This is a genomic window from Massilia sp. Bi118 (assembly GCF_918697865.1).
Taxonomy (GTDB): Bacteria; Pseudomonadota; Gammaproteobacteria; order Burkholderiales; family Burkholderiaceae_D; genus Telluria.
Genome location: NZ_CAKKMV010000019.1, coordinates 1 through 24,628, shown reverse-complemented (window position 1 = coordinate 24,628; position 24,628 = coordinate 1). Strand labels below are relative to the sequence as shown.

The window sequence follows — 24,628 nt, the reverse complement described above, 5'->3', positions numbered from 1 at the left end:
TCCCGCGAAGGCGGGAACCCAAGGCTCGCGTGAATAGTGAGGCCACAGGCAGCACCACGAACTTGGGTTCCCGCCTGCGCGGGGACGACGGAGGGACCGCGGAACGACCTTAGCGGGAAAAAACCAGCGTATGCTCAGTCGGCCCCGGCAACAAGGGCGTCGCCCTCCCGTTCACCCAATCCTCATGCCCCGACAGGAACCACGGCGACAGCGGATGCCCGCTCTGCCCCCCAGGCATGTCGAACAAGCCCTCCTCCTCCCGTCCCGGCGACACCGTCAGCCGCTCCGACTGCCCGAACTTCGGCCCCGCCACGCGCGGCATGTTGGCGTCGCCGGGCAGCTGGTCCGGCGGCGCGCCCAGCCAGCGCTTCAGGAAAGGCAGCGCCATGCTGATCGGGTGCGCAATGGCCGCCGTGTTGCGCTTGCCCCAGGTGGCCTGGGCCAGCGGCGTGCCGTCCTTCGTCACGTCGGCTATCGTGCGGTCGATCGCGGCCAGCTGCAGGTCCTGCCAGCTGGCATAGCCCGGCGGCAGCCAGGCGGCCGGGCGCTCGTCGAGCAGGCGCGCCAGCACCGCGCCCCAGCGCGAGGTGGCGCTCAATACGCTGGCCTTGGGATCGAGCTTCTCCATTTCGGCATTCGCGCCGGCGAACACCAGTTCGTACAGCGACCAGCGGAACTGCTGCGCCAGGCGGTAGCCGACGGAGGCGGTGCTGGCGTGGCCATCCCAGCTATCCTTTAAAAGCCGCCGGAACTCGGCGCGCTCCGGATGGCTGGCGACGCCGCGCTCGTCCAGCGCGGCCAGTGCGCGCTGGCGCCAGCCTTCCACGTAGAGCGCGCGGTCGTCGAGCGCGGCGCGGAAGGCCGCCGGCACATCGGTCTTGCCGCCCAGCTGGCGCACGCCTTCGCCCAGCTGGCGCGCACGGGCGCCGAGGTCGAAGCCGCCGTCGCCGAGCAGCTGCGCCTCCGCGCCGGCCAGCTGGCGGCTGTTGGCGGTGACCAGCTGGCCGCCGGCCGGATTCACCACGCGCGGATGCTCACTTGGCGCCAGTAGTTCCTGCCAGCTCGGCACGGCGCCGTCCGCGTTCAGGGGAAAGGACACGGCCAGGCCACGGGCGGCTTCACCACGCTGCGGCAGCGCGCCGGCGATGGTCCAGCCGATGTTGCCGCGGTCGTCGCCGGCCAGGATGTTCTGCGCCGGGATGCCGTCGGCGGCTGCCGCTGCCAGGGCTTCCTCCAGCGTGGTCGAGGTTTCCAGCTTCAGGTGCTCGAGGTTCAGCGCCTGCGGCGAATGCGCGACCCAGTGGACGGCATACAGCGCACCGCCGGCCTCGCGGATCGGACCGAGGCTGGTCTCGCGCACCACCAGGCGCTCGGCCGGCCGGCCTTTCACCAGGATGGTCTCGGCATGCTCGGCCGGCGTCTCCCAGCCGGCGGGCGTCTGCACCTGGCCGGCGCGCGCAGCGTCGGTGTTCAGGCGCACCAGGTCGAGCGTGTCGGCATAGCTGTTGGTGAAGGCCCAGGCCACGTGGCCATTGCTGCCGACGATGACCAGCGGCGGCGCGCCCGGCAGGCTCACGCCCACCACGCGCCGCTGGGCGCCGGTCGCATCCGGGAAGCGCAGCGCCAGCCGGTACCAGATGTTCGGCAACTGCAGGCCCAGGTGCATGTCGTCCGAGACGATCGCGGCGCCGCTGGCGGTGCGCGTGCCGGCCACCGCATAGTTGTTGCTGCCGACAGCATCGGTAAAGGCTATGCCGGCCACCTGGGTTGGGGGCAGCGCTTCCTTGCGGCCCCACCAGTCGGGCGCCGCCGCCGGCACCGGCGCCGGCGCCGCGGACAGGTCGGGGGCATCCAGCGGCGCGTCCCAGCTGCTCGCCTCCGGCATCAGGAAGGCGCGCTGCTCGGCAGTCGTATGCTGCGCCAGCCAGCCGCGCGCCAGCTCGCGCGGCGCCTGGTTGCCTTGCAGGTCGAAGTACATGGCCCACACCACCAGCATCGAATCGGCCGGGGTCCAGGGCCGCGGCGCGGCGCCCGTCAGCGCGTATTCGAAAGGCCGTGCGCCCAGCGCGTTTACGCCATCGTTGACGCCGGCGGCGTAGCGCTCGACGAACTGGCGCTGCGCCGGCGTCATGCGCGCCAGGATGTCTGCGGCACGGGCGCGGAAGCGGTGCAGGCGGTGCGCGCGGTCGAGCGGCAGGGCCTTGGGTCCGAACAGCTCGGCCAGCTCGCCGGCGGCGCTGCGGCGCAGCAGGTCCATCTGGAAGAAGCGCTCCTGGCCGTGCACATAGCCGGTCGCATAGGCGAGGTCGAGGCGGTTGGCGCCGCTGATGGTGGGCACGCCCCTGGCGTCGCGCGTGACGGTGACGGCGCTGGTCAGCAGCTTTGAAGCCACCTTGCCGTCGAGCTGGGCCAGGCTGGCGCGCAGGAAGAGCCAGGCGCCCAGCAGGGCCAGCACCAGCAACGCGGCAAGCAGCAACAGAGTGCGTCGCCCCCAGATCAGCCATGCCCGTCGCGCCATGCTCGTCTCCCCTTTGGAAAACGTGGATCTTGCCAGAAATCTTCCTGCTCAGCGAGTCTTGCGCGCCCGCCGGCACCCGGCCTCACGCGTACGATTGAACACAAGCAGGCACGCCGCGGCCGCCTGCGTTATTCTTGACCCAAGGCGCATAGCGCCGTCTACCCGGAGGCCACCATGTCCTTCTCAAAACGTCGACTACCATCCCCCGCCGCTGCCGGCGCCCTGCTCTGCCTGGCGCTGGCCACGACAGCCTGCAGCACGCCGCAGGAACGCGCCGCGCAAAAGCAGGCCGAGATGGGGAACCTCATGCAAATCTACGGCCCCGCCTGTTCGCGCCTGGGCTACGCCGTCGATTCCGACCAATGGCGCAGCTGCATCCTGAGCCTCAGCACCAAGGACGAGATGCAGCGTTATGGACCGGGCCCGGGCTGGGGTCCGGGCTACTGGGGAGGTGGCTACTGGGGCCGCCGCTGGTGACGCCGCCGGTCACGCTTTCTTCCCCGGCCAGGCGCCGTGCGCACTCGGCCTTGGTGACGGCGCTGCGCCGCGCCAGCAGCTTTTCCAGCACGCGCTGGGTATGCCGCATCAGCTCGGGATAGCGCGCGTCCGGCGGATGCAGGCTGAAACGGACCAGGGGCGAGTCCGCCAGCATCGCCGCGGTGGCGTCGGCGACTTTCGGCGACAGCCAGCGGCCGCTGCGGTTGCGCGCCGCGTACACCATCGACGGCGATTTGATCACCGGCCCGCCGCGCAGGCAGTGGAAATGGCTGAAGGTGGTCGTGTAGGCGAAAGGCGCTTCGCGCAGCGCCTGCCAGGCGCCTTCGCCCAGCAGCCAGGCCGGCGGCACGAAGCCGGAGGGCGTCCAGCCGCGTTCGGCAAACCAGTCGAGTCCGAGCGCCAGCCGGCGCCGCGCTTCATCCAGGCTCAGGGCCGCGAACTCGCCTTCGCGCCGCGTGTACACGTTGCGCAGGAAGCGCGCGCGCAGGCCGCCGCCGTTGGCCTCGGTGTCGAGGTGGCTGTAGCCGTGCAGCGCCAGTTCGTCGCCGCGCGCCAGGGCCGCACCCAGCCCCGCTTCCATCGCCGCCGAGCGCTCCGGGCGGAAGTGGTAGTGCGGGACCACCAGCCAGGTCAGCGGGATGTCGGCGACGGCGCGGATCGCCTGCACCAGGCGCAGGCAATCCGGCCAGGTGGCCGGCGCAACGTCGTGGATCGACACGCACAACATCTGCGCCTTGTCGGGCTTGGCCTCAATCGGTGACACAGATGCCCTCCGGCGCGCGCCGGATCGGACGGTAGCCGCCCAGCAGCTTGTCATAGCGGCCCAGTACCTGCGGCAGGATCTCGTTCCAGTCGTAGCGCCCGGCGGCCTTGCGGCGCGCGGCCTGACCCATGCGCGCCATGTCGCGGTAGTAGATGGCTTCGATGGCGCCGGCCAGGCTGTCGACCTTGTCCGGCTCGGCCAGGATGCCGGTCTCGCGGTCGACCAGTTCGGCCACGCCGCCGCGCCGGGTACCGACGATGGGCAGGCCGCAGGCCATGGCTTCCAGCACGATCAGGCCGAAGGTCTCGCAGTCGCCGGGATGGACCAGCATGTCGCAGCTGGCCAGCAGGCGCGCGAGCTGGCGCTGGTCGCGCTTGAACGGGATGATGGTCATGTTGTCCGCCAGCGGCAGCACGCCGCCGCCGCCCACCAGCACCAGGTGGTAGCGCGCGCCCAGCTTGCGCACCGCCTCGACCAGCACATGCAGCTTCTTCTCCGGCGTGAAGCGGCCGGCGTAGACCAGCAGGCGGGTGTCCGGATCGAGGCCCAACTGTTTGCGCAGGGTATCGTCGCGGCACTCGGGGTGAAAGACGCCGGCGTCGATGCCGAGCGGCTGGTGCACCGCGCCGCGCACGCCGATCTCCTCCAGCTGCTCGACCATCACGCGGCTGGGCGCCATCACCAGGTCGAACTGGCGGTACAGATTGACCAGGTAGCGGCAGGTGCCGCGCGCGATCCAGCGGCCCAGGCGAGGCCGCACCAGGCGCGGCAAATCCGAATGGTAGAAGGCGACGGCGGGAATGTCGTAGCGCTTGCGCATGCGCAGCGCGGCCCAGGCGCAGTGGCCGGCGTCGCCCGCCTCGACCAGGTCGGGGCCTGCGGCTTCCAGCAGGCGCGCCGGGCCGGACACCGAAAGCGGCATGCGGAAGCCGTGGAAGCCCGGCAGGTTGGCGGCGGGAATGCGCACCAGCGCCGGTACGGCATCATCGCAAGTCTCGACATTGGGGCTGAGGATGGTGTGTTGCACGTGGCTGCGGCGTGCCAGCCATTGCGCCTTGGCATTCAGGTAGGTGCTGACGCCGCCGCCTTCGGCCGCGTAGAACATCGTGATGTCGACAAGGTGCATGCTCGATTCCGGTCAAACTACGGTCAAATGAGGCCCACAATAGCAGCGGACCCGGCATGCCGTTTGCGTACCGTCAACCGTGAACCGCTACCGCAAGGGAGTCCCTTGCGGGAGGCTCATTATGCACTTCGCCTGTCGAGCATGGCGCGCGCAATCGTGCCCGCGTCCACGTATTCAAGTTCCCCGCCGACAGGAACCCCGCGCGCCAGGCGGCTGACCTTCAGCCCGCGTGCCTTCAGCATCTCGCTGATGTAATGGGCGGTGGCCTCGCCCTCGTTGGTGAAATTGGTGGCCAGCACGACCTCGTTGACGACGCCGTCGGCGGCGCGGTTGACCAGCTTTTCGAGGTGCAGGTCGCGCGGGCCGATGCCGTCCAGCGGCGACAGCCGGCCCATCAGCACGAAGTACAGGCCCTTCCAGGTCAGGGTCTGCTCGATCATCAGCTGGTCGGCCGGGGTCTCGACCACGCACAGCAGCGCATGGTCGCGCTCGGGGTCCGAGCACAGCTCGCAAACCTCGAGTTCCGAGAAGGTATTGCACATGGCGCAGTGGTGCACCGCCTCGACCGCCTGGTAGAGGGCGCGCGACAGCATGGAGGCGCCTTCGCGGTCGTGCTGCAGCAGGTGGAAAGCCATGCGCTGCGCCGACTTCGGTCCGACGCCCGGCAGGCGGCGCAAGGCCTCGGTCAGGAAGTCGAGCGATTTGGACATAATGGATCCCGGGTTCCGGTGAAGCGCGTTACGCGGCGCGGAAGGCGGCCAGCGCCTCGGCCGTCATGGTGGGCACGAATTCGGTGATCTCGTAGCTTGCCACGCCGGCCTGGTGGAAAGGATCGTCGCGCAGCGCGGCGTCGAGCTCGGCGCGGCTGGCGGCATGGGCGATGATGATGCCGCCGTCGCGCGGTTCCTTGCGCCCCGACATCAGGAACAGCCCGCGCGCATACTGCTCGGCCAGGAAGGCGCGGTGCGCCGCCAGGTAGCCGTCGATGCGCGCCAGCGGCACCGTATAGGTCAGGGCAATGATGAACATCAGAACGGCATCTTGAAGCCCGGCGGGATCGGCAGGCCGGCGGTCAGGCCGCTCATCTTTTCCTGGGTCGTGGCTTCGGCCTTGCGCACGGCGTCGTTGAAAGCGGCGGCGACCAGGTCTTCCAGCATGTCGCGGTCGTCGCCCAGCAGCGAGGGATCGATCGCGACGCGCTTGACGTCATTCTTGCAGGTCATGACCACCTTCACCAGGCCGGCGCCCGACTGGCCTTCGACTTCGATCAGGGCCAGCTGGTCCTGCGCCTTCTTCATGTTGTCCTGCATGGACTGGACCTGCTTCATCATGCCTGCGAGCTGGTTTTTCATCATGGTGGTGTTCTCCAAAAAAGTCGGTGAAACGAAAGAGTATCAGGTGCCGATCGGACGCACCGAACCGGGCACCACGAACGCGTCGAAGGTGCTTTCCAGCGCCTGGATGAAGGGGTCGGCGCCGACCGTTTCCTCGGCTTCGCGCTGCAGCTGCTCGCGGCGTGCGCGCGCCTCGGCGCTGGCGGTGTACCAGACCGGGCCGATCTCGGTGTCGATGTTCACGCGCACCGCCGGGAAACGCTCCTGCAGGGCCGCGCACAGCTTCTCGCTGTTGCCGCTGGCGCGCAGGGTGTCGACCGGCACGCGCAGGCGGAAGGTGGCGGACGAGCCGTCCGATGTACAGCCGATCAGCTCGGTCTGGAAGGCCAGCTGCTGGGACACGCCGCGCAGCGGCAGCGAGGCTGCCAGCGCCGGCCAGTTGCCGTCCCAGCCGATCGCCGGCACCGGCGTGATCACGTAGGCATGCGTGGGCGCGCTCGGCGCCTGCGCGCGGGCGGGCGGCGGCGCCGTCACCGCGGCCGGGGCCTCGGCGGCGACGGCGGTGTCGTCGGAGAATTCGGTGACCCAGGATGGCGGCTCATCTTCGGCCACCGCCTGTTCATGGCCTTGCTGCCGGGCCTGTGCCTGAGCTTGTGCCTGCGGCTGCGCCTGGCGCATGGCCGGCTGCGGCTGGGCGGCGGATTGCGGCTGCGGGCGCGCGGCCGGCTGGTCCCAGGGCGCAGGTGAAGACGAACGCGCGGCTGCCGGCGCGGCGCTGGCCATCGGGGCCGGGCCGGGGGCCGGTGCTGCCGGCGCGGGAGCCGGGGCCGGCGCGGCCGCCTGGGCAGCCGGCGCTTCGGACGGTCCCGGACGCGGCCTGCCGCCGCCGGTGGTCATGCGCGTGGCGGCGCGCGCCGCTTCCAGCGCGGCATTGATGGCGGCGCGGGCCGGGCTCAGGGCAGCGCCGCCGGCCGGCTGGGGGGCCGCCGGCGCTTGATGTGCTTGCGGCGCATGCTGTGGCGCCGGCGCAGCGGGTGCGGGTACGGATGCAGCGGCGGCCTGCGCAGCCGGACGGGCCGGTGCGGCCGCAGCCGAAGCAGCCGCCGCGGCCGGACGCGCGGCCTGGGCCTGCGGCATGGCGCGCGCGATCGACGCGGGTGCCGGGCTGGCAATTTGTTCCGCCCCGCCCTGTCCCGGGCGGAAGGCCAGCATGCGCAGCAGGGTCATGGTAAAGCCGGCGTACTCGTCCGGCGCCAGGCCGATCTCGTTACGGCCGTGCACCACGATCTGGTAGTAGAGCTGGACTTCCTGCGGATCGAACACGGTCGCCAGGCGCTGGATGTCGGCCAGCTCGGGCAGGTCTTCCGGCACCGCGGTCGGCACGGTCTGGGCCAGGGCAATGCGGTGCAGCAGGGTGCCAAGGTCCTGCAGCGCGCCGTTGTAGGACAGGCTGCGGCTGGCCATCTCGTCGGCCACGGCCATCAGGTCGGCGCCGTCCTGGCGCGCCAGTGCATCCAGCAGGCGCACCAGGTAGGACTGGTCGAGTGCGCCCAGCATGCCCTGCACGGCGTCGAGCGTGACGGCGCCGGCGGCGTAGGCGATGGCCTGGTCGGTCAAGGACAGCGCATCGCGCATCGAACCGTGGGCGCCTTGCGCCAGCAGGCGCAGGGCCGGCTGTTCGAAGCCGACGCCTTCCTGGCCGAGGATGTTTTCCAGGTGGCCGACGATGTGACCCGGCGGCATCTGCTTCAGGTTGAACTGCAGGCAGCGCGACAGCACCGTGACCGGGATCTTTTGCGGGTCGGTGGTCGCGAGGATGAATTTCACGTGCTCGGGCGGTTCCTCGAGCGTCTTCAGCATGGCGTTGAAGGCGTGGTTGGTGAGCATGTGCACTTCGTCGATCATATAGACCTTGAAGCGCGCATTGCTCGGCGCATACACCGCCTGCTCCAGCAGCTGGGCCATCTCGTCGACGCCGCGATTGGAAGCCGCGTCCATCTCGACATAGTCGACGAAGCGGCCGGCGTCGATTGCGCGGCAGGGTTCGCAGACCCCACACGGCTCGGCCGTGATGCCGCCCTGCCCGTCCGGGCCGACGCAGTTGAGCGACTTGGCCAGGATGCGCGAGAGGGTCGTCTTGCCCACCCCGCGGGTGCCGGTGAACAGGTAAGCGTGGTGCAGCCGCCCGGTACGCAGCGCATGGGTCAGCGCACGGACGACGTGCTCCTGGCCAACCAGCGTTTCGAAGTTCCGGGGACGGTATTTGCGGGCGAGGACTTGATAGGACATACCGGGATTTTACCGTAGACCGGGGCTGCCGAGCCAATATTCGACGGCCTCGAAAAATTCCCCTACACTCATGTTTTTATTTCAATATAGAAAAAATGAAAACACTGCTCGCTGCATCCCTGCTGTTGTCGCTCACGCTGCCCGCCGGTGCCGCCGGCGAGCGTGAATGGCTGTCCTACCGGAAACTGGTCGAGACCGTCAAGGCCGACAAGTTCTACGCCCTGCCGCCGGGCGAGCGCGACAAGGTAATCCTGTACGCGCGCCTCAAGCCGGTCAACAAGGCCATCGCGGCGCCGGACGCGAAACTGGTGCTGGTGGACGGCGCCAGCCGCACGCCGCTGCCGCTCGACGCGGCCGGCCGCATGCGACTCGTGCCGAACCAGCAATGGCTGGCGGACGACGCGAAAATCTGGACCAGCCTGCCGGCGGGCGAAAAGATAAGCATAAGCTTCGACATCGGCGCCGTGCTGCCCGAGGCAAGCCAATGGAACTACGCGAGCGTCATGGGCGCCATTCCGCAGTCCAACGCCGGCATCGGCAAGGTCGCGGGGATGCTCAGCATGTTCGTGCCGACCATGACCTCGATCATCTTCAAATTCGACAAGCCGGCCCAGATGGTCATCAAGGCAAAGGATGGCGAACGGCGCTATGCCAGCGATGCGAAGCACCGGGTGCGGCTGAAGCTGGACAAGGACCTGCTGAAGGAAAACCCGCTGGTAACGCTGTCGGAGCAGCCTTTCGAGGCCGAGATCGACGCGGATTGAGGATCCGGACGACAAACGCGGACCGCGCAAACGAAAACAGCTGCCGAGGCAGCTGTTTTACATGAATGAGGAGGCGAGCCTGATCTGCGGCACTTGCGGTGAACGGCTTTGGCTGCTTCGTTCCCGACCTGACCAGGTAAACCATGCCACAATGCGCAGGGGCCCGCCAGCGCTCATTATAACCGAGCATGCGGCCGCCGGGCAAACCTTCGGCAGGATCGCTGTCTGGCGGACCCGGCACACATATATATAGTGTGCATACCCGGCGCGGATGCCCTCCCCGCCTTACAGGCCCAGCTGCTGCCAGATGTCGTCCACGCGCGCCTTCACTTCCGGCGCCATCACGATGGGCGTGCCCCATTCGCGATTGGTCTCGCCCGGCCACTTGTTGGTGGCGTCGATGCCCATTTTGCTGCCGAGTCCGCTAATCGGGGACGCGAAGTCGAGGTAGTCGATCGGCGTGTTGTCGACCAGGACCGTGTCGCGGGTCGGGTCGACGCGCGTCGTGATCGCCCAGATCACTTCCTTCCAGTCGCGCACGTTGACGTCCTCGTCGACGACGACGATGAACTTGGTGTACATGAACTGGCGCAGGAAGCTCCAGACACCCATCATCACGCGCTTGGCGTGGCCGGCGTACTGCTTCTTCATCTGCACCACCGCCATCCGGTAGCTGCAGCCTTCCGGCGGCAGGTAGAAGTCGGTGATCTCGCTGAACTGTTTCTGCAGCAGCGGAATGAAGACTTCGTTCAGCGCCACGCCCAGCACGGCCGGCTCGTCGGGCGGTTTGCCGGTATAGGTCGAGTGGTAAATCGGGTCGCGCCGCATGGTGATGCGGTCGACGGTGAACACCGGGAACCAGTCCTGCTCATTGTAATAGCCGGTGTGGTCGCCGTACGGGCCTTCCAGCGCGTGCTCGAAGCCGCTCGGGTGATTTGCATCTGGATAGATATGGCCTTCCAGCACGATCTCGGCGGAGGCCGGCACCCGCAGCTCGCTGCCGATGGCTTTCGTCAGCACCGTGCGCTGGCCGCGCAGCAGGCCGGCGAACTGGTATTCGGACAGGGTGTCCGGCACCGGCGTCACGGCGCCGAGGATGGTTGCCGGGTCGGCGCCCAGCGCCACCGCCACCGGATAAGGCTTGCCCGGGTTGGCGATGGCGTGCTCGCGGAAATCGAGGGCGCCGCCGCGGTGCGCCAGCCAGCGCATGATGAGCTTGTTCGGCCCCAGCACCTGCTGGCGGTAGATACCCAGGTTCTGCCGCTTCTTGTGCGGCCCCTTGGTAATCACCAGGCCCCAGGTGATCAAGGGTGCGATGTCGCCCGGCCAGCAATGCTGGATCGGCAGGCGCGCCAGGTCGACGTCCTGGCCTTCCCACACGATTTCCTGGCAGGGTGCACCCTTCACTTCCTTCGGCGACATGTCCCAGACCGCTTTCACGAGCGAGCCCAGGTCCATGATGTCCCTGAAGCCTTTGGGCGGCTCCGGCTCCTTCAGGCGCGCCAGCACGTGGCCGATCTTCCTGAGCTCGCTGACGTCGTCCGCCCCCATGCCCATCGCTACGCGCTGCGGCGTGCCGAACAGGTTGCCGAGCACGGGAACTTTATGGCCAGTCGGGTTCTCAAACAGAAGAGCTGGCCCACCTGCCCGGAGCGTCCGGTCGCAGATCTCGGTCATCTCGAGGTTCGGCGACACCGGTACTGAAATACGTTTTAATTCGCCAATCCCTTGCAACTTGGCAATAAAATCTCGCAAATCTGAATAGTTCATCTAGTTTTTAATTCTTTTTTACATCTTTTGAGCAAGGCTAACAATCGGCGGCAAGTGGTTGATTTGCCAAAGAATTGATGAGCTAGGCAAGAAAAGTTAGATTTAAAAGTAATAAAAGCCTATCGTGCTAGTATTGACTTGATATAAACCAGCTTCTACAATCCGGCTACCAAGTGAGACAGGCCCGTCCAAGACGTGATTCTAGCCGGTCTCATTCTTTCACGGGGTCGGGGCCCCAAATGACATTTTAGGAGTGTTTTCACTGGGCGTCTGCCCAACCTAACCCCGAGACAGTTGTTAGCCACTGGGCACCTCCACTGCAGCGCTGCCCAGCTGTAGCAAGCAATGACGGCGTTCCTCGCCCGCTACGAGCGGCGACGGACGGTTTTCTGATGCACGGCATTAGGTACCCAAAAAAGCAGCGCTTGTGCGCCGCATGGGGATGCTTTTTCCGCGACAAAGGAGAGACGATGATCCATCGCTTCATCGGCACGAGCGCAAAGCTTGTCCAAAACATGGCCAGCCAGCCAGTCACGTGGTCTTCCGTGACAAAAACGGTACGCGGTCTGGTAACGACCGCACAACATACCCTGACCGTATTCGGTCTATCCGCAGTTGCAATGCTTGCCCTGCTGTACAACCGCCCCGATCTGGCAAAACGGGTGTCGGATTTCCTGAGCCCGCAACAAAGCGTCCAGGCCGCGGCCGCCCCTGCCCGCGCCCAGCTGGTCGCCAAGGGCAGCGACGCCGTCGAGATCAAGAACAGCGACGACAAGCAGGCCGTGCGCGCCACGCGCCAGCAGAAGTACGTGACCGAATGGCTGTCGCGCCGTTACCGGGTTGCCGGTGATGCCGCCAACATGCTGGTCGCCACCGCCTACAGCACTGCGCACGAGATCAAGCTCGACCCGCTGCTGATCCTGGCCGTGATGGCGATCGAATCCGGCCTGAATCCGTTCGCGGAGAGCCCGATGGGCGCGCAGGGCCTGATGCAGGTGATGTCGAAGGTCCACAGCGACAAATTCGAGGAAGTCGGCGGCTCGAAGGCCGCCCTGAATCCGGTTGCCAACATCCGTGTCGGCTCCCAGATCCTGAAGGATTACGTGACCCGCACCGGTTCCGTCGAAGGCGGCCTGAAGACCTACGTCGGCGCCGCCGCGTTCGAGGACGACTCGGGCTACGGCCACAAGGTGCTGGCCGAATACCGCCGCCTGAAGCAGGTGGCGAGCGGCAAGAACGTCCCGATCTACACCCCGTCCACCCCGGCGCCGCAACTGGTGCAGAAAGCCGCCCCGGCGCCCGCCAAGGCCGACACCACCACCGTCGACGCCGCACACGGCGCGAGCGAGACTGGCGAGACTGTCGCCGGGCTGTAAGCACACCTATCGATCCCTGGTCGAAGGCCACTGTCGGCGAGAGCTGCGGTGGCCTTCTTTTTTGGCCGTAAAAAAACCGCCCTGGTCTCCCAGGGCGGCTTTCACTTATATATATGATGTGAACTAATCAGCGCTTCGCATCCGCCGCCGCCTCATCCGGCCGCAGCTTGCCCGCCATACGGTCCAGCACGCCATTGACGTACTTGTGGCCGTCGATGCCGCCGAAGGACTTGGCCAGCTCGACCGCCTCGTTGATCACGACGCGGTAAGGGATCTCGATCTTGTTCTTCAGCTCCCAGGCGCCCAGCAGCAGCACCGCGTGCTCGATCGGCGACAGCTCGGTGATCGGGCGGTCGACGGTCGGGGTCAGGGTTTCGCGCAGCTCGACCGACTGGGCGATCGTGCCGTTCAGCAGCTCGGTGAAGTACTCGCTGTCAGCCTTGTCGAAGCCGTGGGCCGAGCGGATGTGCTTGGCGACCGTGGAGGCCGGCTCATTGTTCAGCAGCCACTGGTACAGGCCCTGCAGTGCGAACTCGCGCGCGCGGTGACGCGGCGTGCGGTTCTTGTTCGGGTTGGCGTGCGTGCTCTTGTCAGTCGTATTCATGGCTTGATGCTCACTCTTCCTCGGCCTGCAGCTCGTCCAGGCCGAGCAGCAGGTTGGCCATCTCGACGGCGACGCGGGCGGCGTCCGTGCCCTTCTCCGCCATGCGCGCTTCGGCCTGCTCGTCGTTTTCGGTGGTCAGCACGGCGTTGGCGATCGGCATGCCGTAGTCCAGGCCGACGCGGGTGATGCCGGCGCCCGACTCGTTCGAAACCAGCTCGAAGTGGTAGGTCTCGCCGCGGATCACGGCGCCCAGGGCGACCAGGGCGTCGAACTGCTGGGTTTCAGCCATCTTTTGCAGGGCCAGCGGGATTTCCAGGGCGCCCGGCACGGTCACGTGCAGGATGTCCTCGTCGGCCACGCCCAGGTGCTTCAGTTCCGCCAGGCAGGCCGACAGCAGGCCATGGCCAACGTCGGCATTGAATCGCGCCTGCACGATTCCGATGCGCAGGCCTTCACCCTGCATATTGCTTTCAAAAGTTCCTACCGTCATGGCTGCCTCTTTTTCTGTTTACTGTAAATGAATAATTGAATGGTACCGCGCGGGCTGTCCAGCCCGCGCCTGATTCGTTCAAGCCTCTGGCTTGGCCAGATAGCCGGTGACTTCGAGATCGAAGCCAACCATGGAAGGCATCTTGCGCGGATTCGCCAGCAGCTTCATCTTGCACACGCCGACCTGTTTCAGGATCTGGGCGCCGATACCGTAGGTGCGCAGGTCGAGATTCGCCGCGCGGCCGGCCGGGCGCGCCGCCGACTTGTCCTCGAACTGGCCGAACAGCTGCTCGGCCGTCTCGCTGCAGTTCAGCAGGACGATGACGCCGGCCTCCGCCGCCTTGATCGCCTGCATTGCCGCCGACAGGTTCCAGGAGTGCGAGGTGGCGCGCGTGTCCAGCAGGTCGAGGATGGACACCGGCTGGTGCACGCGCACCAGGGCTTCCTTGTCGCCCTGCGGCTCGCCGTGCACCAGCGCCAGGTGGGCGCAGCCGCTCGGCTTGTCGCGGAAGGCGACCAGGCGGAAGTCGCCGTGCTCCGTCGACAGCTGACGCTCGCCCACTTGCTGGACCAGCGACTCGGTCTGGCTGCGGTAATGGATCAGGTCGGCAATGGTGCCGATCTTCAGGCAATGCTCTTGCGCGAACTCGAGCAGGTCCGGCAGGCGCGCCATGGTGCCGTCTTCCTTGATGATCTCGCAGATCACCGAAGCCGGACTCAAGCCCGCCATCTCGGTCAGGTCGCAGCCCGCTTCGGTATGGCCGGCGCGCATCAGCACCCCGCCCTTGACCGCGCGCAGCGGGAAGATATGGCCCGGCTGCACCAGGTCTTCCGGCTTCGCGTTCTTCGCCACCGCCACCTGGATGGTGCGGGCGCGGTCGGCCGCCGAGATGCCGGTGGTGACGCCTTCGGCCGCCTCGATCGAGACCGTGAAATTGGTACCGAAGGAGGTGCCGTTCCGGGTCGTCATCATCGGCAGCTCGAGGCGGTCGCAGATCTCTTCCGACAGGGTCAGGCAGACCAGGCCGCGCGCATGGCGGATCATGAAGTTGATCGCTTCCGGCGTCACGTGCTCGGCGGCGAGCACCAGGTCGCCCTCGTTCTCGCGGTCTTCCTCGTCGACCAGAATGACCATGCGCCCGGCGCGCAGTTCCTCGACGATTTCCTGGGTAGTGGAGATGGGCATGCGAAATCCTGTGCTGAAACCCGTTATTTTAATGGATTTGCCAGTCTTTCACCGGGCCGGATGGCGGCAATATCTGCCGGTCGCGCCCCCTGCCGGCCAGGGTCGCACCATGTTGTTGCATTCTGACAACGACCGCCGCATCCATCCTGCACTGCGCCGGTGCAAGAATGGTGTTCAGCAATAACTGTGCAACACGATGCACAGGGTAGAATGGTTTTTTATTGCTCAACCGGAGCACCTGCGCATGACCGCCCGCCTTGCCCGTAACGCCCTGATTTCCGCCATTTTGCTGGCCTCGTCCCTGGCCGTCGCTGCGCCGCTGGACCTGAACGCCCCGCTGCCGGTCGCGCCCCAGCTCAAGGTCGGCAAGCTGCCGAACGGCCTCACCTATTACATCCAGAAGAACCGCAAGCCCGAGCACAAGCTGGAGCTGCGCCTGGTGGTAAAGGCCGGCTCCATCCTCGAGGACGAAGACCAGCAAGGCCTGGCCCACTTCACCGAGCACATGGCCTTCAACGGCTCGACCCATTTCAAGAAGCACGAACTGGTGTCCTACCTGCAGTCGATCGGCGTGAAGTTCGGCGCCGACCTGAACGCCTACACCTCCTTCGACGAAACCGTCTACGTGCTGCCGGTGCCGGCCGACCGGAAGCAGGATCTCGATAAAGCCTTCCAGGTGCTGCAGGACTGGGCCCAGGGCCTGACCCTGAACGACGCCGACATCGACAAGGAGCGCGACATCGTGCTCGAGGAACTGCGCCTGGGTAAAGGCGCGGGCGACCGCATGCAGAAGGTGCTGATGCCGAAGATGTACAACGGCTCGCGCTATGCCGAGCGGCTCCCGATCGGCAAGGAAGACACGCTGCGCAGCTTCAAGCCGGACGCCCTGCGCCGCTTCTACCGCGACTGGTACCGTCCCGATCTGATGGCCGTGGTGGCGGTCGGCGACATCGACCCGGCCCTGGCCGAGCAGCTGATCAAGCGCCACTTCGCCGGCCTGAAGAACCCGGCATCAAAGCGCCCGCGCAGCTACGCCCAGATCCCGCCGCGCACCGGCACCGAAGCGGTGGTGGTCACCGACAAGGAAGCCGGGCCGGCCTCGGTCCTGATCCGCTATCCGGTCACGCCCTTCAGCGAGCGCGCCACCATCGGCGGCTACCGCGAGCAGCTGATCGAAGGCCTGTTCGCGGGCATGCTGAACCAGCGCCTGTCCGAACTGGCGCAGCTGCCCTCCCCGCCCTTCATGGGCGCCAGCAGCGCGCTCGGGCGCCTGACGCCGCGCTACCGCTCCTACAACGCGGCTGCCGCGCTGGGCGAAAAAGGCGCGACACCGGCCATCGACGCGCTGGTGCAGGAAAACGAACGCGCCCGCCGCTTCGGCTTCGGCGAGGCCGAGCTGGATCGCATGAAGAAAGGCGTGATGCGCAACTACGAGCGCATCTACAACGAACGCGACAAGACCGATTCGGGCGCCCACGCCGCCGAGTACATCCGCAACTTCCTGGAAGGCGAATCGATCCCCGGCATCGAGAACGAATACCGCTACGTGAAAGAGCTCCTGCCCGGCATCACGCTGGACGAAATCAACGCCTACGCGCGCCGCACCATCCCTGCCGATTCCGGCAAGCTGGTGATCTATACCGGCCCGGCCAAGCAGGATGCGCCCGTGCCGACCGGCGAGCAGCTGCTGGCCGCGGTCTCCGCCGCCGAGCGCCGCGACGTGCAGGCCCACGACGAGAAGGCCGTGGCGGCGCGCCTGATGGACCAGCCGCCCGCGCCGGGCAGCATCGTCGGCGAGAGCCGCGACGAGCACCTCGGCACCACCCGCCTGGTGCTGTCGAACGGCGTCAAGGTGATCCTCAAGCCGACCCGCTTCCGCAACGACCAGGTCCTGATGAGCGCCGCCCGTTTCGGCGGCCAGAGCCTGTTCGACACCGAGGACATGTACAACGCCCGCTATGCCGACTCGATCGTCGCGGCGATGGGCCTGAAGGACTTCTCGCCGCTCGACATGCGCAAGATCCTGGCCGGCAAGGCGGCCGCCGTCAGCGCGGGCCTCGGCAACAACACCGACGTCGTCGCCGGCACCGCGGGCGCCACCGACGTCGAGACCATGCTGCAGATGGTGTGGCTGAAATTCGCCGGCGTGCGCCGCGACGAAGACCTGTACAAGTCCTATCTCGGCAAGCAGATGGAACTGGCGCGCAACCGCGCCTCCCAGCCCGGCGCCCATTTCGGCGACGTGCTGATGTCGACGCTGTACGGCGACAACCCGCGCGCGCCGCGCGCCCTGCGCCCCGAGGACTTCGCCAGCATCAACCTCGACCGCGCGATCGCCATCTACCGCCAGCGCTTCTCGAGCGCGAAGGACCTGACCTTCATCTTCGTGGGCAGCTTCGACGTCGCCGCCATCAAGCCGCTGCTGGCGACCTACCTGGCCAGCCTGCCGACGCCGGACATCCCGGTGGCGTACCGCGACCTCGGCATCCGCCCGGTCAAGGGCGTGGTCAAGAAGGAAGTGAACAGCGGTTCCGAGGACAAGAGCACGGTCTCGCTGACCTTCACCGGCGCCACAGAGGTCAACGAACTCGAAGAGCTGCGCCTGTCCGCGCTGACCGAGGTCATGAACATCCGCATCATCGACGTGCTGCGCGAGAAGCTGGGCCTGATCTACGGCGGCGGCATGGAAGCCTCGATGACGCGCATTCCCTACGCCCACTACACGGTGGGCGTGACCCTGCCGACCGGGCCGGACAACGTCGACAAGGTGGTGAAGGCGACCTTCGACGAAATCGAGCGCATGCGCACCCAGGGGCCGGACCAGGCCGACCTCGACAAGGTGAAAACGAACTGGCTGCAAACCTACCGCAAGTCGCTGCAGGAAAACGGCTACTGGCTGGCCGCGCTACAGACCTCACTGACCGAAGGCACCGACCCGGCCACCATCCTCACCTTCGACAAGGAAGTGCAGAAGCTGAGCGTGGCGGATCTGAAGCTGGCGGCGCAGCGGTATCTGAAGCCGGATAATTATGTGCAGGTGGTGCTGAATCCGGAAAAAGCGGCTGCGCAAGTGGCTGCGGCGGGTAATGCGCAGAAAGCGCCGCAGTAAAAAAAGCCGGCGCGAGCCGGCTTCTTATAGGCTAGGCACTCCGTGCCCACGCACTGCATAGTCATTTCAAATACTTGTTGAACCATCCGATTTCGCGCGCACGCAGGTCCTTCTGGTGCTCCGGCTTGCGGAAGGCATGTCCTTCGCCTTCATAGATTACCAGCGTGGTCGGCACGCCCATCGCCTTCAGCCCGTGCCAGAACTCCATCGACTGCGCCGGCGGGCATTCCACGTCGCGCTCGCCCACGTAGATCAGGGTCGGCGTCTTCGCATCCTTGATCGATTCGATCGGCGAGGCGCGGCGGTAGACGGCCGGATCGTCGTACATGGTGGCGCCGAAGAACGGGACCATCCACTGGTCGATGCCGTTCTGGCCGTAGTAGCTGATCCAGTTGGCGATGCCGGCGCCGGCCACCGCGGCCTTGAAGCGCGTGCTGTGGGTGACGCCCCACATGGTCATGTAGCCGCCGTAGGAGTGGCCCATCAGGCCGAGGCGGTTGCCGTCCACCGGCGCCTGCCTGATGGCGGCGTCGACGCCGGCCAGGATGTCGCGCCAGTCGCCGCCGCCGAAGTCCTTGCGGTTGGCGCTGGTGAAGCTCGAGCCCTGGCCATAGCTGCCGCGCGGGTTCGGCATGAACACGAAATAGCCCTGCTTGACCAGGTCGCGCACCAGCGAATTGCCACCCTCGCCGCCAGAGATGTAGCGCGGTGTGCTTGCTGCCGCCGGGCCGCCGTGCACCTGCACGATCATCGGATGCTTCTTGCCGGCGTCGACCTGGCGCGGGCCGACCAGCCAGCCCTGCACCTTGTAGCCCTCGTTGGTCCAGCTGACGCTCTGCGCCGACACGACCGGGGCGAAGGATTCGTTGTCGCGGGTGATCGCGTTCATCTCCGGCAGGCGGCCGGCGACGATACGCGGGGCGTGCTCGTAGTCCTCGTGCACCGAAGCCGCCACTTTGCCATCGAGGCTGAACACGAAGCGGCCGTCGCGCGATGCGGAGGCGGAGACCGGCCCTTTCCACAGCACGCGGCTGCTGCGCGCCGCCGGGTCGATCGCCACCACGCCGGCGTCGGCGCCGGCCAGCACGGATGCCATCACCTGCTTGCCGCGCCAGGCGATGCCGTTGAAGGTGCCGGCAAAGCCCGGGGTCACGTCGACCGGCTCGCCGCCATTGATCGAGACCGTGTAGACGTCGCCGCCGACCGAGCCGAAATCGCTCATCAGGCCGCCGATGAAGGCGACCGTGCGGCCGTCCGGCGAGACGTGCGGCATGTTCATCTGCATCTTCGGCGCGGCCAGCACACGGAGCTTGCCGGAAGCAAGCTCGACGTGGCCCAGGGTCGCGATCCACCAGTTGTTGTCGCCGTTGCCCTTGGCGCTGGTGACGACGAAGCCCTTGCCGTCCGGAGTCCAGTCGTATTCGTAGATGAAGGTGTCGTTCGGGGAAACCAGTTGATAGTCGCCGCCGCTGCTCGAGACCACGGCGATGCGCTGCTCGTCTTCCTGCTCGGCCACGCCGATCTCGCCGATCTGGCGCGCACCCGCTTCCACCGCGCCGGTCAGCTTTTTCGCACCGACGGTGGCCAGGAAGGCCAGCTGGCGGCCATCCGGCGACCAGCGCACGGTGTTCGCGACGCCCTTGACACTGGCGACCGCGCTCAGCTTGCCGTCACGCAGCACGTTGACGGTCGCAACACCGGCCTTCGGGTCGGTGCTGATCAGCGCCATTGCGCTGCCATCCGGCGACCATACCGGCGCCTCGATGCGGCAGCCGCTGCAGTCGGATTGCTGGAAAGTCGAGACGATCTTGCCGGTGGCGGTGTCGCGCACGACGATGCGCGGGCCGTTCTTCGCCTCGCCCTCGACCGCTTCCAGCGCGGCCAGGCGTTCGCCATTGCCGGAAATCGCCAGCGAGCGGTAGCTGTGCATGCCCTCGGCCGAGCTGATGCCGGCCGCGGCCAGCAGCGCCAGCAATACCAATGGCTTCACGCCACGCATCCTCGTGTTCATCCTGGTCCCCTTTTGTTTTATTCTGTAGTAAATACAGGCGAGCGAATGCCCTGCCTACTGATGGTGTTGCCAGCAGGCAGTCTACGCCAATTGATGGGGAAACGGAGGAAATTTGTACGGCCGAGGCCGGCCGTACGCTGTGCTTACTACGCCTTGGTCGCTGTCAGCATGCGCTCGACGTAGCGCGCGATTACGTTCAATAGCATCACAACCCGCTAGGTTGCTGAGCTTTCCATTGGCAGTATGCCAAATACATTCAGATATACCGTAAATGGTTGAGTTCGCATATTTGCTTACCGCTGTCACTCTCGTCATTGAGGGGCGCTACACTGGCTCAAGGGTGCATCCTGCCGCTAGACGAAGCGCTGGGTGAGCGTCAAAATACGCAGCCCAAGAACGCATCGCCTGATCAGCCAAGGAGTACATGCACACGACCTTTCCGTCAACTTCTGCCTCTAGCCGGCTCAGCCGCTGGTATGCCCCTTCAGGGCCAACTTCAATAGTGAAAGTCATACTAAAAGGGCCAATATCCGTTTTAGGCCAAGTCAGAGTCCGATGCTTCAGTCTGTTACAGAGATCATGAAGCATTCGCAGAGGCTTTGATTGGTTGATATAGGCGTCAACATCATCGCGGCGTAGGTCATACCTGGGGTCGGACTTTATCCAATCCTTCAAGTGGAAGCAGACTTCGAAGAACACGTAGGCCTCGAACTCCACATTCGCGCCAGCGTCAGTCGCCGGCAGTCGCTGAAGTGTCGTTCGAAGTTTCCGATAGTGATAATTGACACGCGCAATATGGTATTCCATCGCTAAATTGTACGACACCTCTGCCTTCCGGCTAAAACGCGGATAACTCGGTTACCACGGGCTAATGCCGAGCGTAAGCCAAGCTAGACCACGTTTTTAAGTGCGTAGCAATCGGTTTCGCAATCACCAGCGCGAAGTGTCCCCCTGGTCGTAAGCATGTACGCGCGTGATATGAGGGTGTCAGAGTGCCCAGCGCACCTGCGGGAACTGCACGGCACAGATGTGTTGCCGGATATGATTTCGACCACCTCGATATCCACCGGCCTACCGCTAAACCCAAGCATCTGGCACAAGCCCCTTACCGCGCCACTCCTCCACGAGATGAACGTTTTTCAGCCCTCCCCAAACCTCCTCGTCCGCATGGTCGAGAACAATGATTTGAAGGCGTCCCATTGTTTTCTTGATGATGTCGTCGAACAGTGCGAAGACCTTCCTGACCGCGACCACGTCTTCATTCTTCCACGTGGGATCGAGCTCGTCCTCGGTCACCTTTCCTGTGCGACGTGCAGGGAAATAGACCTGACTCGGCTGATCGTAGATCAGTAGCGCGGGAACAGGGTGTTGCGGCAAGCGCAAGAAATATCCTTGTAGCGCCAGACTAAGGGCAATGTGATATGCCAGCCAGTTCGCGCCGCTACCAATCTCCCAAAGGAAGTCGTCACGCGTTTCTCGGATTACTTTCACGCTGAGGTCTTGGATGACAAGGCGAATTGGTGCGTCTGGCCATTCACCGTCGAGCTGCGGGATTAGTCTGCCAGAGATGTTCTGGATAGTATCGAGCGCGTTCTCCAGCTTCCTTCCAATCTCATGTTCTGACACCAGTTTGGCAAGCTGTCCGACCTCAGCCCGCAACATCGAAATCTCTTGGTTCAGTTCAGAGGACGTGTCAGCAGCGTCGTACAGCCTGAGTGCCTCTTGCAACCGCCCTTGGAATCGGGAAATTTCCTCGCCTCGCGTAGTGACCTTCCGAGCCTCATCAGACTGTCCTTCTAAGGCGCGAATTTCCGTCCGCACAGCGGCCAAGTCGCTGAGGACAGTGTCTACCGTCTCACGTTGGCGCAGCGTCTCTTTTCCAAGCGATTCAGAAACTTCCGGGTAGGACCGTAGCCTTAACTCAATGCCTTCCAGCGCTTGGCATAGCTGGTCGACTCGCGAACGACCCGCCTCACTAGGCTCAAGGACCGCTGCGGGATGCTGTGACGCAAGCTCTCGAATCCAGGTCGACAAGCCCAAGCGGTCTCGCTGAATGCGGAGACCATCACGGTACTCGTCGCTACTTTCGTCAAGGCGGCGCAGTTCATGGAGGCGTTGACGGGAATGATTAAGGGTCATCGTCAGCTTCGACTCGATCGCCCGCAGTTCGGCGAGTCTGCTCATGATAACGTCCATCGACGCTAACGTGGGCGTTGCTGACCGCGTGTCGCTGCGAAGCGCCACTCGCATCAGATCGACGGTCGCTGGCCAGTCATCCGGCACCACCGTTTGCGTGGGCAAAAGTCCATATTCAATCGCCAGACGGGCCCATGCGAAACCTTCACGCTGCCAAGCTGCACCTGTATCCTGACGTGCTTTAAGTTCGCCCTCTTTGCGACGAAGAAGCCGCGATAGCCGGTCAAGGTCGTGCCGGGCCAGAAGCAGTTCAGGGCTTATCGCGCCGAGCACGTAAGGGAAGATGGTCTTCAGCTTTTCCCGGTGCTCAGTCGTGTCCGCCTTAAAGAACAGCACATCTGGATTGGCAACGATATTCTGTGGCTGGAACAGGAAGGCCATCAGGTCACGAAAGCTCACACGCGACTTGAACCGCTCATCTGCGCCGGCCTCGAACTGCAGATTCGACAGACCAGAGAGCCGGTTCAATACGGCTTTCACATACTCGACATTGTGATTCTTCTCAATGATGATTGACGGGACCTCGACGACCGGGCCTTCTAGGAGCAGCATTTCTCCGGATGCTTTTAGGCCACCGGGCTCCCTTCGAGCTAGCAGCTTCTGCCCTTCGAGTGTATCGACCAAAATGCCAAACCATGAGCACGAATCTCGAATTACACCGACGGGAATGGCACACTTTTCCGAACCCAAGCAGTAGTCAATGACTGGGATGACCGACGACTTCCCTGTCTTAGAGGCGCCGCTGATGACGTTCACCATGCCCGGCTCGAACTTGACCACCCTCGGCTCACTGCCTTTTCGCGGCCACAAAATGACTTTCAACAGTTGGAAGTGCATTAGAACCCTATTTTCAATGTATGGGCGACCTGTTGGTCGGAGAGGCCAGAAAACCAGTATCCAATCTTTTCACTGGCAGGTGAGATTCGTCGAATTCGCTCAGGAAGCGTTGGAGCCACCAACTCATTGTGGGGGCTGAATGCCCGGATGGTTGCGGTACTCGGTTCGATGCGAACCAACCTAGACTGCTCAGCGACGATGAGTGATTCAAGCGTCAGTTGACGGAGTGCCAAAGCACGACCGTGTACCGCCAAAAGATCTTCGCGATGCTCGCCAAGTTTGCCAGCGAAAAGATACAAGCCGGAAGCTTTCTGCGTGCTAAGCACGGTAGCCAGAGTCGGCGCGTGAAGTACCAGCGGCAAGAGCAAGAATGCAAGAGGCAGAGGTGCAGCTTGTCCATCACGCTCTTGGAATCCAAGACCGAATCTCCAAATAGCGTATGCCGCGAGCGCCTCGTTTTGCACGAGTGCGGCCTCACTGAGACGTGGTGCTGGAGCTCTGTCTGTCACTTTTTGTCCTCTTTATTCAGAAGCGTCTTGTGCTCCGGATGCCAACCCAGTTCTTGCCTGTCTGCCAGATCGTTAAAGCCTCCATGAGTGAAATGCCCAGGTACTACTCGACTGTCGAGCGGAACTTCCATAACAGCACAGCGGCTATAAACGATCCTTCCTTGAGCCTCCTGAGTCTTTTCTGCGTAAGTGTCCCGGACTTCGCTCTGAGCTGCATCGTGCTTGCGCAGTAAGGTACCCTCCCAGTCCTCAAAGGTGCCGTTAAAGACGAGGCCTTGTTCTGCCCACTTCACCTTGTCGCCAGACATACGCATGAGGTCGCTGACCGCTCGAAGCTGTTGCTCTTCGGACGCCTGTATCAGCTGCAGTTGTCGCACGAAAACCGGACGATTCGTCAGTAAAGCCTTTGCGGCGTCTTTGGATGGAGCGGCCGTGAAAGTCGGTAGATAGCCTGCCATGTTGTTCTGCTGGACAAAGGCGTGGAAGTTTCTTTGGAACTCCGCCACAGCTACCACCGCCGGGACCTTCCTGCGAATGCATTTGTCGGCAGCCTCCTTGGCCTGGCCAATCGCCGAGGCGCAGATCACGTCAAGCAATGCCTCTGGGATCGTGGGCCTCAACAGTTCACGAAGAGGTTCTAATGGGTCAGCATCGGCGGCAAAGACTGTGGCCTTGCCGACAACAGCTAGGCGTAGGGCATTAGGTGCATTGATAAACTTCTGAACATGCGCTATGCATTTTGGGGCATTGGCCTTTTTCTTCAGCTTGTCCTTGACCTGTTTGACAAGCGCCTCAATAGCTTTTTCGTCGGCTGCGGTGTGCATTGCCGTACTCAATTTGCCGGGCTTCGGAGGTGTCACGTAGAGCTTGAAGGATGTTTTCGCACCATCCACCTTCTGCGTTTCCACCGCGTCAAACCAATTCGCGACCGTCTTCCAAAGGTCATCCGACCAGTCAGAAATGGGGTTGTGTGCGAGAGCACTTTTGCATTGCTCCAATAGCAGCGTGCCGTCGGCGTAGTGGACAGCAACATCATCCAGATATTCGAGGGACACGCTCGCATCACGTGGACTGCTCAGAAGGTAGTAGCATAGCCGCACTGGTTGCAACGCGAACCCAAGATATGAACCGCCCCGGCTTTCGTGGAGGCCGGTTAGTGTGAGTCAGGCCGAGATGGCTTGACTGCTCAGTTGCTTATAATAGTTTGCCTCAGCTTCGGCCGGCGGTATATAGCCGAGCGGCTCCAGCA

20 protein-coding genes and 1 other RNA gene are annotated in these 24,628 nt (G+C 64.6%); 4 read left to right on the top strand and 17 right to left on the bottom strand.

The genetic code is table 11. The features are described from left to right. Positions 1-109 precede the first annotated feature (109 nt). Positions 110-2,518 carry a penicillin acylase family protein gene (locus LQV39_RS22855; protein ID WP_230029483.1) on the bottom strand — a complete coding sequence of 803 codons (2,409 nt, stop codon included), beginning with the start codon at positions 2,516-2,518 and terminating at the stop codon, positions 110-112. A gap of 174 nt (positions 2,519-2,692) precedes the next feature. Here LQV39_RS22855 and LQV39_RS22850 point away from each other — a divergent pair, with 174 nt between their 5' ends. Continuing rightward, the gene (locus LQV39_RS22850) at positions 2,693-2,995 is read left to right on the top strand and encodes a hypothetical protein (protein WP_230029482.1); all 303 of its coding nucleotides are present in this window, start codon (positions 2,693-2,695) and stop codon (positions 2,993-2,995) included. Here LQV39_RS22850 and LQV39_RS22845 read toward each other — a convergent pair. From LQV39_RS22845 to LQV39_RS22820, 6 genes are all read right to left on the bottom strand, one after another. Continuing rightward, the gene (locus LQV39_RS22845; RefSeq protein WP_230029481.1) at positions 2,904-3,779 is read right to left on the bottom strand and encodes a DUF2334 domain-containing protein; all 876 of its coding nucleotides are present in this window, start codon (positions 3,777-3,779) and stop codon (positions 2,904-2,906) included. The genes LQV39_RS22850 and LQV39_RS22845 overlap by 92 nt on opposite strands. Beyond that, on the bottom strand, positions 3,766-4,905 hold the full coding sequence (locus LQV39_RS22840; protein ID WP_230029480.1) for a glycosyltransferase: 1,140 nt from the start codon (positions 4,903-4,905) through the stop codon (positions 3,766-3,768). Before LQV39_RS22840 ends, LQV39_RS22845 begins: the two co-directional genes overlap by 14 nt. A gap of 119 nt (positions 4,906-5,024) precedes the next feature. Then, a complete protein-coding gene (gene recR / locus LQV39_RS22835; protein WP_230029479.1) occupies positions 5,025-5,615 on the bottom strand; it encodes a recombination mediator RecR in 591 nt (196 codons plus the stop codon). Between the two features lie 28 nt (positions 5,616-5,643). Further along, positions 5,644-5,934 (bottom strand): YciI family protein, encoded by a 291-nt coding sequence (locus LQV39_RS22830; protein WP_230029478.1) that lies wholly within the window; start codon positions 5,932-5,934, stop codon positions 5,644-5,646. Further along, on the bottom strand, positions 5,934-6,260 hold the full coding sequence (locus tag LQV39_RS22825; RefSeq protein ID WP_230029477.1) for a YbaB/EbfC family nucleoid-associated protein: 327 nt from the start codon (positions 6,258-6,260) through the stop codon (positions 5,934-5,936). Before LQV39_RS22825 ends, LQV39_RS22830 begins: the two co-directional genes overlap by 1 nt. Positions 6,261-6,299: 39 nt before the next feature. Beyond that, the gene (locus LQV39_RS22820) at positions 6,300-8,528 is read right to left on the bottom strand and encodes a DNA polymerase III subunit gamma/tau (RefSeq protein ID WP_230029476.1); all 2,229 of its coding nucleotides are present in this window, start codon (positions 8,526-8,528) and stop codon (positions 6,300-6,302) included. A gap of 95 nt (positions 8,529-8,623) precedes the next feature. Here LQV39_RS22820 and LQV39_RS22815 point away from each other — a divergent pair, with 95 nt between their 5' ends. Then, positions 8,624-9,292 (top strand): DUF2987 domain-containing protein, encoded by a 669-nt coding sequence (locus LQV39_RS22815; protein ID WP_230029475.1) that lies wholly within the window; start codon positions 8,624-8,626, stop codon positions 9,290-9,292. Positions 9,293-9,361: 69 nt separating this feature from the next. Here the strand turns inward: LQV39_RS22815 and ffs are convergent. Together ffs and ubiD are read right to left on the bottom strand one after the other, a co-directional pair. Continuing rightward, positions 9,362-9,460, bottom strand: an RNA gene (gene ffs, locus LQV39_RS22810) — signal recognition particle sRNA small type. A 117-nt stretch (positions 9,461-9,577) separates the two neighbouring features. After that, positions 9,578-11,062, bottom strand: a complete 1,485-nt coding sequence (gene ubiD, locus LQV39_RS22805; protein ID WP_230029474.1) for a 4-hydroxy-3-polyprenylbenzoate decarboxylase — start codon at positions 11,060-11,062, stop codon at positions 9,578-9,580. 620 nt (positions 11,063-11,682) lie between these two features. Here ubiD and LQV39_RS22800 point away from each other — a divergent pair. Continuing rightward, entirely contained in the window at positions 11,683-12,438 is a 756-nt protein-coding gene (locus tag LQV39_RS22800; protein WP_307727868.1) for a transglycosylase SLT domain-containing protein, read from the top strand. 127 nt (positions 12,439-12,565) lie between these two features. Here the strand turns inward: LQV39_RS22800 and nusB are convergent, their stop codons facing one another. The 4 genes from nusB to LQV39_RS22780 form a co-directional block, all read right to left on the bottom strand. After that, positions 12,566-13,042, bottom strand: coding sequence for a transcription antitermination factor NusB (gene nusB, locus LQV39_RS22795; protein WP_230029473.1), 477 nt, complete (start codon positions 13,040-13,042; stop codon positions 12,566-12,568). A gap of 10 nt (positions 13,043-13,052) precedes the next feature. Then, a complete protein-coding gene (gene ribH, locus LQV39_RS22790; RefSeq protein ID WP_230029472.1) occupies positions 13,053-13,532 on the bottom strand; it encodes a 6,7-dimethyl-8-ribityllumazine synthase in 480 nt (159 codons plus the stop codon). 78 nt (positions 13,533-13,610) lie between these two features. Then, entirely contained in the window at positions 13,611-14,717 is a 1,107-nt protein-coding gene (ribBA, locus tag LQV39_RS22785) for a bifunctional 3,4-dihydroxy-2-butanone-4-phosphate synthase/GTP cyclohydrolase II (RefSeq protein WP_230029471.1), read from the bottom strand. Positions 14,718-14,745: 28 nt separating this feature from the next. Next, on the bottom strand, positions 14,746-14,946 hold the full coding sequence (locus LQV39_RS22780) for a hypothetical protein (RefSeq protein WP_230029470.1): 201 nt from the start codon (positions 14,944-14,946) through the stop codon (positions 14,746-14,748). Positions 14,947-14,961: 15 nt separating this feature from the next. Here LQV39_RS22780 and LQV39_RS22775 point away from each other — a divergent pair, with 15 nt between their 5' ends. Further along, the gene (locus tag LQV39_RS22775) at positions 14,962-17,826 is read left to right on the top strand and encodes a pitrilysin family protein (RefSeq protein ID WP_230029469.1); all 2,865 of its coding nucleotides are present in this window, start codon (positions 14,962-14,964) and stop codon (positions 17,824-17,826) included. A gap of 61 nt (positions 17,827-17,887) precedes the next feature. On the opposite strand, the gene LQV39_RS22770 is transcribed toward LQV39_RS22775, so the two are convergent. The 4 genes from LQV39_RS22770 to LQV39_RS22755 form a co-directional block, all read right to left on the bottom strand. After that, on the bottom strand, positions 17,888-19,837 hold the full coding sequence (locus LQV39_RS22770) for a S9 family peptidase (protein ID WP_230029468.1): 1,950 nt from the start codon (positions 19,835-19,837) through the stop codon (positions 17,888-17,890). A 1,077-nt stretch (positions 19,838-20,914) separates the two neighbouring features. Beyond that, positions 20,915-22,792, bottom strand: coding sequence for a DUF3732 domain-containing protein (locus LQV39_RS22765; protein ID WP_230029467.1), 1,878 nt, complete (start codon positions 22,790-22,792; stop codon positions 20,915-20,917). A 77-nt stretch (positions 22,793-22,869) separates the two neighbouring features. After that, positions 22,870-23,379, bottom strand: a complete 510-nt coding sequence (locus LQV39_RS22760) for a three component ABC system middle component (RefSeq protein WP_290368622.1) — start codon at positions 23,377-23,379, stop codon at positions 22,870-22,872. Further along, complete coding sequence (locus LQV39_RS22755; RefSeq protein ID WP_230029465.1) at positions 23,376-24,434, bottom strand: ABC-three component system protein; 1,059 nt, start codon at positions 24,432-24,434, stop codon at positions 23,376-23,378. Before LQV39_RS22755 ends, LQV39_RS22760 begins: the two co-directional genes overlap by 4 nt. Positions 24,435-24,628: the final 194 nt, after the last annotated feature.